At 44.6% G+C, this 10,881-nt stretch carries 9 protein-coding genes and 1 pseudogene; all 10 read left to right on the top strand.

The features are described 5' to 3' along the window. Nucleotides 1-97: 97 nt before the first annotated feature. A pseudogene (locus A3756_RS06535) lies at nucleotides 98-412 on the top strand (TatD family hydrolase); the annotation flags it as partial. A gap of 25 nt (nucleotides 413-437) precedes the next feature. After that, nucleotides 438-1,310: an alpha/beta fold hydrolase gene (locus A3756_RS06530; protein ID WP_068513671.1), complete on the top strand. Its 873-nt coding sequence runs from the start codon at nucleotides 438-440 to the stop codon at nucleotides 1,308-1,310. After that, entirely contained in the window at nucleotides 1,291-2,154 is an 864-nt protein-coding gene (locus tag A3756_RS06525; protein ID WP_068553128.1) for a DUF4892 domain-containing protein, read from the top strand. Before A3756_RS06530 ends, A3756_RS06525 begins: the two co-directional genes overlap by 20 nt. Nucleotides 2,155-2,458: 304 nt before the next feature. After that, on the top strand, nucleotides 2,459-5,182 hold the full coding sequence (locus A3756_RS06520; RefSeq protein ID WP_068553126.1) for a FimV/HubP family polar landmark protein: 2,724 nt from the start codon (nucleotides 2,459-2,461) through the stop codon (nucleotides 5,180-5,182). Nucleotides 5,183-5,247: 65 nt separating this feature from the next. Further along, on the top strand, nucleotides 5,248-6,156 hold the full coding sequence (gene truA / locus A3756_RS06515) for a tRNA pseudouridine(38-40) synthase TruA (protein ID WP_068513664.1): 909 nt from the start codon (nucleotides 5,248-5,250) through the stop codon (nucleotides 6,154-6,156). A gap of 131 nt (nucleotides 6,157-6,287) precedes the next feature. After that, on the top strand, nucleotides 6,288-6,935 hold the full coding sequence (locus A3756_RS06510; RefSeq protein ID WP_368664575.1) for a phosphoribosylanthranilate isomerase: 648 nt from the start codon (nucleotides 6,288-6,290) through the stop codon (nucleotides 6,933-6,935). Further along, complete coding sequence (gene trpB, locus A3756_RS06505; protein ID WP_231872142.1) at nucleotides 6,910-8,136, top strand: tryptophan synthase subunit beta; 1,227 nt, start codon at nucleotides 6,910-6,912, stop codon at nucleotides 8,134-8,136. The genes A3756_RS06510 and trpB overlap by 26 nt, the downstream gene beginning before the upstream one ends. A 2-nt stretch (nucleotides 8,137-8,138) precedes the next feature. Next, nucleotides 8,139-8,942: a tryptophan synthase subunit alpha gene (gene trpA / locus A3756_RS06500; protein ID WP_068513659.1), complete on the top strand. Its 804-nt coding sequence runs from the start codon at nucleotides 8,139-8,141 to the stop codon at nucleotides 8,940-8,942. A gap of 46 nt (nucleotides 8,943-8,988) precedes the next feature. Further along, nucleotides 8,989-9,954 (top strand): acetyl-CoA carboxylase, carboxyltransferase subunit beta, encoded by a 966-nt coding sequence (gene accD / locus A3756_RS06495; RefSeq protein WP_068513657.1) that lies wholly within the window; start codon nucleotides 8,989-8,991, stop codon nucleotides 9,952-9,954. A 3-nt stretch (nucleotides 9,955-9,957) separates the two neighbouring features. Then, nucleotides 9,958-10,881, top strand: a 924-nt coding sequence (locus A3756_RS06490; RefSeq protein ID WP_068553125.1) for a folylpolyglutamate synthase/dihydrofolate synthase family protein, incomplete at its 3' end; no start/stop codon positions are given.

Below are 10,881 nucleotides of genomic sequence, written 5' to 3'. Positions count from 1 at the left end.
CACAAAATGTCCTTGGGTTTATTGCCTGGCTGTCTTGCAGATATAGATTCCGAATTTGTTCATCAATACAGAGTTTGTCTAAGAAAAACCTGGTCAATTGCTAGCATGATTTACTGAAGATTGGGATATGGCCTCCAGAGCGATGGATCATAACTTTTATATCTCATTCTCAGGTATTGTTACGTTTAAGAATGCTGTAGAGCTAAAGGATGTTGCTAAGCGAGTCCCATTAGAGCGCATGCTGATAGAGACGGACTCTCCTTATCTCGCGCCGGTTCCGTATCGTGGCAAGCCAAATGAGCCTAAGTATGTACCTGAGGTTGCCAAATATATTGCACAGTTAAAGGGCTGCAGCGTAGAAGAGGTTGCTGAGGTCACAAGTGAGAACTTTAAGAAACTGTTTAGACTCTAGCGAATTATCATAAAGGTTGAATGGAATGGAGTTAGGCCCTTTTAGTATTCAAACCGATAAATTGCGTTTGTCGGGTTATAAAAATAGTGTACGTCATGGTGTGCCGGTTATCGCACTGCATGGATGGCTCGACAATGCGGCTTCGTTTCTACCCCTATGCAACTACCTAAATCTAGATCGTCCCTTCTATGCAGTCGAAATGGCTGGGCATGGTTGGAGCGAGCATAGGCCAAGTTCGTCGTCTTATCATTTAGTCGATAATGTGGTGGATATTGCCGTGTTTATAGATTCTGTGCTCGAACAGATTGATGATGCGGGCGAGAAAGTTACCTTGATTGGTCATTCGTTAGGTGGGATTGTGTGTTCGTTTTTAGCTGCATCAATGCCAGAAAAGGTTGATAAACTAATTCTATTAGATAGTTTAGGGCCTCTAACAGACGAAATAGAAAATGTATTGCCACAGCTTAAAAAAGCGGTAGCAAAGGCTGCTCAGACGCGAGAGAGTAAAAAGACCATTTACCCAACTAAAGAAATGGCTATTCGCGTTCGAATGATGGGGATTGGAAAAGTATCAAAAGAAGCAGCGCAGCTGTTAATTGAGCGAGGTACAGAGGAGGTAGAAGGTGGTTATATTTGGCGCTCAGACCCGAAATTACTAGCCCCTTCTATGGTACGGTTTTCTGAAAAACAAGTTGAAGTTGTGTTAAATGGTATCGAATGTCCGGTCTTTGTTTTATGTGGTAAACAAGGGTATTTCTCGGATGCTCAGAGGACTCAAAAACGGGTATCTTATTTTAAGGATGTTACGCGCTTTGACCTAGAAGGTGGGCATCACTTCCACATGGATGGTGATGTTGCAGCAACAGCGGAGTTAATTGATGAAATTATCGATAAGTAAAAAGAGTCTGGTTTTCACTTTATTGCTATCTTTTTTCTTGGTACAGGATGTGCTGAGTTCAGGCTTGGAAAATTATAAGGCTGTCTCTTTAGAGGGCAGTGTTGAAAGCTTAGCTTCTGAACAGATGATCGTTTTGAGCGCGCCGAAGCGCATCAGTAATACCTTGAGTATCGAGAAGCAAGAGTTTGTTGCAGGTGATGTCGAGTCACGTTTATATCGGCTCAAAAGTGGTGTTGAGCTAAGTCAGGCTTTTGATTATTACCTGGAGTCTGCAGCAGTAAAAGGCGAAATCTTATTCCAGTGTAAAAAACGCGCTTGTGGCAGCAGTAATTACTGGGCGAACAAAATTTTTGATGAGCATAAGCTGTATGGCCGTGATAGTGATCAATACTATGTTGCAAGCAGGGCACTCAGTAAGGGGAAAGAAGTCTGGTCGGCCGTCTATTTTGTGCAGAATGGCCTTAGGCAGCGTTTCATATATGAGCTGACTGTGACCAAAAGCTCGGCTGCTGATGGGGATTATGCGGAGCCAGTTGGTGTCTGGCTTAACGGGTCTTCCATGGGCGAGGGTGATGTTACGAAAAACCAAGCGGAGGCAATAGCCCGGTATATTGAGTCGGTAGAAGCCTCTGAGCTATATTTGGTTGTCTATGCAGATCAAGAACTGAAGCCAACCAAAGTGCTTTGGGATCAGTTGCGTACAAAAGGTGAGGTTCAGGTAGCAGTGTTAAGTAAATCCCTAGGGCAAGCCAAATTACCTATCACGCTTCGAGTACTTGGGCCATTGCATGGAGAGCCTTCGTTTGAAAAGCTTCCTGTTTGGTTCAGGTTGTATGCGTATTGATCGTTAATTGTTCAGTATTCGTTGTGCATTTTTATGAAACTTAAACTTAACAAATCTAAACACAAAGATTTGTTGATAATTCTGCTTGTTTAAACAATACTTTATTGGATATTGCAGAATTTTTTCCAATAAAAGCAATAAAATGTGGCGGTTTCTTAATCTACAGTGTTTAAAAAATCCTCTTTACCTGTATACCTTGTTTTATGGGCTATGCCTGTTTGTGTGAGTAGAGTAGAAGAGTTTTATAAGGTAGTAGATAAGTGAACTGTTTTTTTAAGTTAGAAATAATAAAGGATAATAAGTGATGATACGCAAGCTGGCCTTTGCTCTATCACTACTCGGTGTATTGATTGCTGAGTCTGTTTTCGCTCTTGGAATTGGTGAGGCGACTGTAACGTCTGCACTTAACCAACCCTTAAAAGCTGAAATAGAGCTTGTAAACTCAGGTGATTTCTCGGCAGAAGAAATTCTTCCTGGACTAGCAACGCGCGAAGAGTTTTTAAAAGCGAATGTCGACCGTGTTTACTTTTTATCCGATCTGAGGTTTAAAGTTGAAACGAATGCCGATGGTAAGCTTGTCGTTGTTCTTACGACAAACAAACCTGTCCGAGAGCCGTTTTTAAATTTCTTAGTAGAAGTGATTTGGCCAAGTGGCCGACTATTGCGTGAATACGCTTTGTTGATTGATCCTCCATTATTTTCAGAAGACCCTGTCGCACCGGTTAAAGCTGCAAGTGTTACGACGCAGGTAGCGCAAACTGGCGATGTTTTTAATGTACCAGAGCCTGCACCGGTAAGTCGCCGTTCTGTTGCTAACCCTTCGACTGGTATTTCAGGTGGTGAGTACGGCCCAACTGGTAGCTCTGATACGTTATGGGATATCGCAATCAAGGCGCGGCCAAATAGAAGTGTTAGCCCTCAGCAGGTTATGTTGGCTATTCAGGACCTAAATCCAGGTGCCTTCATTCAGGGTAATATCAATAAATTGAAGGCAGGTCAGGTTCTACGTTTGCCCAGCCTTGAGCAGATTAAGCAGCGTTCAACGCATCAGGCAATAGAAGAAGTTATTTCGCAGAACGAGTCTGCGAGAGGCAAACGCTCGAAGTCGGTAGCTTCAAGCCAAGCACCGAAAACTGACGTTAATCAGCCAGCAGTTAAGCGGGCTGGTGATGAACTCAAGCTTGTTGTTGCTGAAAAGACAAACGACGGTGCTAGCAGTGCTAACTCTGGTAGCTCTGCAACAGGCGGCAGTAACGGTAAAGAGACTGATCCGAAGCTAGCGATTACGCTAGAAAAATTGGATAAAGCGAGTATCGAGAATAAAGAGTTAAATAGTCGTGTTTCTGACTTAGAAGAACAGCTACAAACCTTGCAAAGACTCCTTACATTAAAGAATGATCAGCTAGCAAATATTCAGACGCAAATGCGAGTCAATGAGCTAGCGGAAGCGAAGGCTGCGCAGGAAACTGAGGAGCTATCTGAGGCTGATAAGCTGATGGCAATGCCTGACGCAGTTGCTGAAAATGCTGCTGAGGCTTCTGATCAGACGGTAGCCGCAAAAGACGCTATGGCTGAAGCTAAGGAAAGTACTGAGCAAATTGCAGCGATGCCAAAGACTGAGCAAGCAGGTCAGGCCGAGAGCATGAAACCTGCTGAGAAATCGCCAGCAGTTGAAAAGGCTAAGTCTATTGAAATGCCTGTAAGCAAGCCAGCTAAGGCTGAGCAGAACATTATCGAAGTGATCGTTGGTAATCCTCTCTACTTATCAATTGCTGTTCTAGTTGTTGTGCTGGTTGTGTTTGTCCTCTGGTTGGTTTCGCGTAATAACGCTAAGCGTGAGCAAGAGTTTCAGGCAATGCACGATAGTGACGAAATTGAATATGAAGAAGAGGGCGAAGATGCGCTATCGTCGGAAGACGATTATCAGGATGCTGAAGAAGACGGCATGCAAGTTGAATCTTTAGATAGCCCTCTTGAAGATGATGACGAATACATAGATGAAGACTTATTTGCTGAAGAAGAGCCTGCCGTCTCTGGCGAGGAAAATGAGGATGTAATCGCTGAAGTTGATGTTTACATTGCCTATGGCAGACTGGATCAGGCTGCAGCAGTTCTTGAAAGTGCAATTTCAGAAGAACCTGTTAGAACAGACTTGCGCTTGAAGTTGCTGGAAGTATATAAGCAAAGTGGTGATACTGAAGCATTTAACCGCCAGTATAGCGAATTAGAAGCAATTCAGGATTCTGAAGCCTTAGATCAAGCGAGCGCTATCCGCGGAGATATGCTGGATGAGCAGTTGGTGTCGCTAGAAGATAAAGAACATGAGCTTGAGCTAGATCGCGAGATGGAAGAGGTTGAGGCCTCAAAACGCGAGGTTGAAGCGTCTATTGAGGCTGAAGCTGAAGCGCTTGAGGAAGAACCACAATCTTTTGACTTTGACAGTGTTGAACTAGATGAAGAGCATGATCTAGGTATTGATGAATCACTCGATGCAGAATTAACTGCTGACTTGGATGACTCGCTTCTAGAGCCTAGTGATGTGCTAGACGAAACTGTAGATGAGATTACTGATGAGTTGTCAGACTCTGGTGAGTTTGATGATGCGATTCTTGACGTGGATCTTGATGACATAGATTTAAGCGGCGAGCTTGAGAAAGAAACCGAGATTCAGCTGCCTTCAGATTTAAGTGATTCAGCCATCGTTGAATCATTAGCTCAGGGCGGAGAAGGAGATTTAGAGTCTGACGCAACATTAGGTGCCGAAAAGCCGGTTATCAGCGATGATATTCTTGAGCAAGCTTCAGATAAGATGAATGCAGATCAGTCGTTTGATGAAGACCTTGGTGATGCAAGCGAGTTTGACTTCCTTGAAGGTACTGATGAAGCGTCTACCAAGCTTGACTTGGCACGAGCGTATATCGATATGGGTGATATCGAGGGCGCCAAAGATATACTAGAAGAAGTAACTAAAGAAGGCAGTTCTGAGCAGCAAGCAGAGGCGGCTGAATTGCTAAGTTCATTGGACTAATTATTTTGCAGTGGTAGTTTTTGGATGAAACTTGTCTTAATTAGACGACCTGAGTTGACTCTCAAATGAGTTCTGGTCATCTTTCGAATGACACGGCCGGTAACGAAATCGTTACTGGCCGTGTTGCGTTATGCTTGTCATATAATGGTAGTGCTTATCACGGGTGGCAGTCTCAAAAGAGTGGCTTACCTACCGTTCAAAAATACTTACAAGAGGCTGTATCAAGTGTCGCCAATCAGTCCATAGAGCTTGTTTGCGCGGGCAGAACCGATAAGGGTGTGCACGGTGCTCATCAGGTTGTTCATTTTGACACCGAAGTGCAGCGTAGTGAAAGAGCGTGGGTTTTTGGTAGCAACTCAAACCTACCAAAAGATATCAGTGTTTCATGGGCTGGCTGTGTTGACTCTGAGTTTCATGCGCGATTTTCTGCTACCAGTAGGCGCTATCATTATGTGATATACAATCACCCGGTCAGGCCTTCAATCTTCCATAATGAAATGACTTGGTGTCATGACCCCTTAGATGAAATAAAGATGCACCAGGCAGCTCAATGTTTGGTGGGTGAGCATGACTTTAGCTCGTTCAGGGCTGTAGGCTGCCAGTCAAGAACGCCGTTTCGGTTTGTCGAATTTATTAATGTTCAACGCTTCGGCGATATTTTAGTTATTGATATTAAGGGAAATGCATTTTTGCATCACATGGTTCGTAACATTGCTGGTGTTTTGATGGAAATAGGTAAGCAGAGAAAACCAGTAGATTGGTGTGCCGGGGTGCTCGAAGCACGAGACCGGACTAAGGGGGGAGTGACTGCGCAGCCAAATGGTTTGTTCTTAACGCATGTCGATTACCCCTCCCATTTTGGTGTGCCTGTATCTCAAGGAGCGCCGTCGATAATTCGCTCAATGATTGCAAGTGCATCGGGAAGCATGGACAATGATGCAGATCTGTGGCGTATTTCTCATAGGCTCGACTAGTTAAGCATTGTAGTATGTATGGTCTGGCCCTGTGTTTTAGGAAGCGAGCAGCGCCTCAACTATTTTTCACTATTATGCAGTCTAGCAAATCGATATAATGCTGACGCATATTTATTTTTAGCTAAAGGGTTGTGCAAGACAAAGTGCGCACTAGAACAAAAATTTGTGGTATAACATCTTTAAGTGATGCCTTGGGTGCCGTGAACGCCGGTGCTGATGCGCTTGGTTTTGTTTTTTATGAACCGAGTCCGCGTTATGTTTCTCCTGAACTTGCTTGCGATATTATTGCTAAACTTCCACCTTTTGTTTCTGCTGTAGGTTTATTTGTTAATGCTTCTAAGTCTTATGTGAAAGAGGTTTCTAACCTAGCCTCGCTAAGCCTTATTCAGTTTCACGGCGATGAAAACGAAGATTTTTGTTCAAGCTTTGATCGTCCTTATATTAAAGCCGTGCGTGTTCAGTGCGAGCAAGATATTCTAGAGGCCGATAAACATTACTCTAGTGCCTTAGGCTTATTGCTAGATACTTATAAAAAAGGTGTTCCTGGTGGAACAGGAGAGGCCTTTGAATGGTCAATTATTCCAAAAAATACCACTAAACCACTTATTCTTGCCGGGGGCTTAAACGCCTCGAATGTGCGCGCTGCTGTTAAACAGGTGCGCCCCTATGCGGTAGATGTAAGTGGCGGTGTAGAATTACGTAAGGGTGTGAAAGACCACTCTAAAGTTTCAAGTTTTGTAGATGAGGTGTCGAGTGCCAGCGAATACACGAATTACTGAAGAATTGTTAGCTCAACTTCCTGATAATAAAGGGCATTTTGGCCCTTATGGTGGTCGATTTGTTTCAGAGACTTTGATGTCATCGCTTGAAGACCTTGAGAAGAAATACCTTTCTCTCAAAGATGACCCTGAGTTCTGTAAAGAGTTTGATAAGGATATGGCTGACTATGTGGGTCGGCCTTCACCGCTTTATTTTGCCGAACGTCTGACTAGAGAAGTGGGCGGTGCAAAGATCTACCTTAAGCGAGAGGACCTTAATCATACCGGCGCGCACAAAGTAAATAATACCATCGGTCAGGCACTATTAGCTAAGTACTTAGGTAAGCCAAGAGTGATTGCTGAGACAGGTGCAGGTCAGCACGGTGTTGCTTCTGCGACCGTTGCAGCTCGTTTGGGCCTCGAATGTAAGGTCTTTATGGGCATTGAAGATGTGCGTCGTCAAGCTCTGAACGTTTATCGAATGAAGCTCCTGGGTGCAGAAGTTGAAGCAGTAACAAGCGGCACTAAAACCCTAAAAGATGCGATGAATGAAGCGCTTCGAGACTGGGTAACGAATGTCGATAATACTTTTTATATTATTGGTACGGTTGCGGGGCCTCACCCTTACCCTATGCTTGTGCGTGACTTCCAGGCGATCATCGGTCGAGAAGCAAAAGCTCAGTGCCTTGAGAAAGAAGGGCGATTACCTGATGCTTTAGTCGCTTGTGTAGGTGGTGGCTCGAATGCAATCGGTTTATTTTACCCCTTTATCTGCGACCACGATGTTGAGATGTATGGTGTTGAGGCTGGAGGACACGGTATCGAGACTGGTGAGCATGCTGCGCCGCTATGCGCTGGCGCTCCGGGAGTTCTTCACGGAAATCGTACCTACTTGATGTCTGATAAGGCTGGCCAGATTCAGGGCACTCACTCTATTTCTGCAGGGCTTGATTATCCAGGCGTTGGTCCTGAGCATTCCTGGTTGAAGGACATGAAGCGAGCAAATTACGTGTCGGTTACCGACGATGAGGCACTTGCTGCATTCCGTCGCCTAACGCTAGTTGAGGGTATTATGCCTGCACTTGAGTCAAGTCATGCAATCGCCTATGGAATTAAAAAGGCGGCGACGATGTCATCCGATAAAATTATGATCATTAACCTTTCAGGTCGTGGTGATAAAGATATTCATACCGTTGCTGGCATAGATGGAATTGAGGTGTAGTTATGAGTCGTATTCAATCTGTATTAGAGAACTTGCAAGCCGAAGGTAAAAAAGCATTAATCCCATACGTAACTGGCGGTGACCCTAGACCGGGCGCAACGGTTGAGATTATGCATACCTTAGTCGAAGCTGGCGCAGACATAATCGAGCTTGGCGTGCCATTTTCCGACCCGATGGCCGATGGCCCGGTAATTCAGTTAGCCTGCGAGCGTGCACTTGAACACAATGTATCGCTTGATGATATATTTTCGATGGTGAAGGAATTTCGTGAAACAGACCAAGATACTCCGGTCGTATTGATGGGCTACCTAAACCCCTTGGAAATTAAAGGTTACGAAAAATTTGCTATTGAAGCTGCCGAGGTTGGTGTTGATGGTGCGTTAATCGTCGACTTGCCGCCTGAAGAGGCTGAATCTCTTGTACCATTTCTGAAAGAAAATGATCTGGACTCTATCTTCCTGATCGCACCGACAACTACCGACGAGAGAATACAGCATATCGGTCGTCATAGCAGCGGCTATGTATATTACGTATCCGTTAAAGGTGTCACCGGTTCAGCTGAACTGAGTACAACTGAGGTTGCCGAGAAGGTTGCATTGATCCAAAAATATAACCAAATCCCGGTTGGGGTTGGCTTTGGGATTAGAGATGCAGCGTCAGCTGCTGCTGTTTCCAAGTTAGCTAATGGCGTTATTGTTGGCAGCGTCATTGTAAATCTGATTGCTGAAAATAAAGATGATCAAGTTGCGTTAAATAAGGCCGTTAAGGGCTTGGTTTCATCAATGCGTATTGCAATGGATGCTTAATCCATCTCTTACTTTGAATGTGTAAGTTACGAGTGTAGGTAGAAAAATGAGTAGTTGGCTGGACATCATTAAACCCAAGTCGATTCGTTCTGACTCGGGTTCAAAAGGCAATATACCTGAAGGCGTATGGAAAAAGTGCCCAAAGTGTAGTGCTGCTTTATATGGCCCTGAGCTTGAGAAAAATCTTAATGTTTGCCCTAAATGCCAACATCATATGCGTGTATCCGCTCGCCAGCGAATTGATCTCTTTCTTGACCCCGATAACCGGGTTGAGCTTAATGCCAACCTTGAGCCGGTTGATCGTCTGAAGTTTAAAGACACGAAGAAATACAAAGACAGGTTGGTATCGAATCAAAAAGCGAGCGGTGAAAAAGACGCTTTGATTACTTTTAAGGGTGAAGTAAACGGTGTTCCGGTTGTCGTTGCTGCATTTGAGTTCTCTTTTCTTGGTGGTTCTATGGGGGCTGTCGTCGGGGAGAAATTTGTTCGCGCGATAAAATTATGTCTTGATGAAAGTAAACCATTGATTTGCTTTAGTGCCAGTGGTGGTGCGCGGATGCAGGAGGCCTTGATCTCACTTATGCAAATGGCGAAAACAGCCGCTGCACTTGAGAAGTTAAAAGAGGCACGACTTCCCTATATTTCTGTACTAACAGACCCTGTATTTGGTGGAGTATCTGCTAGTCTGGCGATGTTGGGCGATTTGAATATCGCAGAACCAAATGCTTTGATAGGCTTCGCCGGACCACGTGTTATTGAGCAAACTGTGCGAGAGAAGCTACCAGAAGGTTTTCAACGGAGTGAGTTTTTGCTAGAGCATGGCGCAATCGATATGATACTAGAGCGCCATGAACTAAGGGATCGCTTGTCTTCGCTTATTTCAAAACTGACAGAGTTCAGAGTGGCGAAAGTAGCGCCGGACGAAGTTAAAGAGACTAAACCTGAAGAAAGTAGTGCTGATAGCGATGGTTCTGATTCCGAACCTGAGAGTGAAGAGCTTCAGTCTACCTAAGTCATGCCTAACGTGCTAAACACTCTCGATCAGTGGCTAAGCCACATATCACAATCTCACCCAAAAGAAATTGAGCTTGGCTTAGATAGAGTAAAGTCTGTCTACCAAAAAATGAGCTTTGAGGCGCGCCCGCGAAAAATTGTGGTGGTCGCAGGTACTAATGGCAAGGGCTCGACAATTGCTTTGAGCCAAGCTGGCCTGGCTTCGCAAGGGCTAAGGTGTGGTACCTATACTTCTCCACATATATCTAAATACAACGAACGAGTCCAATTGCTTGGCGTTGATGCAAGTGACCATCAGCTTGTTGAGGCCTTCCAATATATTGACGAGGTGAGGGGAGACACTCCGCTTACCTACTTTGAGTTCGGCACCTTGGCTGCTTTGTACGTCCTCTTTAATGCAGATCTTGATGTCGTGTTGCTCGAAATCGGTTTAGGAGGGCGCTTGGATGCCGTAAATATCGTTGATGCAGATATCTCCGTGATTACTTCAATCGACATTGATCACATTGACTGGCTCGGCGACGATATTCAACAAATAGGCAGAGAGAAGGCTGGTATCCTAAGGAAAGGTCAGCCATTTTTGGCTGGTGAAAACCTTCCTCAAAGCGTCTTTGAATGTGCTGAGAAGCTCGCTTGTCAAACCTTGGTCTGTCATGAAGATTTCTATATTGACGATGACTTGGTGAGTGTTGCCCAGAAAGATTTGAGTAGGTTCAAGTTTCAGGGGTTTCCAAAGCTAAATTTACCCGATAACAATATTCTTCTCGCCTATCAGTTAATCGCTCTATTGCTTGATGGCCGCTCGCTGGATGCCGACTCGGTATATCGAAGCATGTGCAATGTTAAGTTGTCAGGGCGCCTTGAACAGTCTAGCCAAGTAAAAGGCTTATATTTTGATGTAGGCCATAATCCTCACGCAGCAAGG

Source organism: Oleiphilus sp. HI0086 (assembly GCF_001635225.1).
This window is presented reverse-complemented; position numbering and strand designations above follow the sequence as displayed.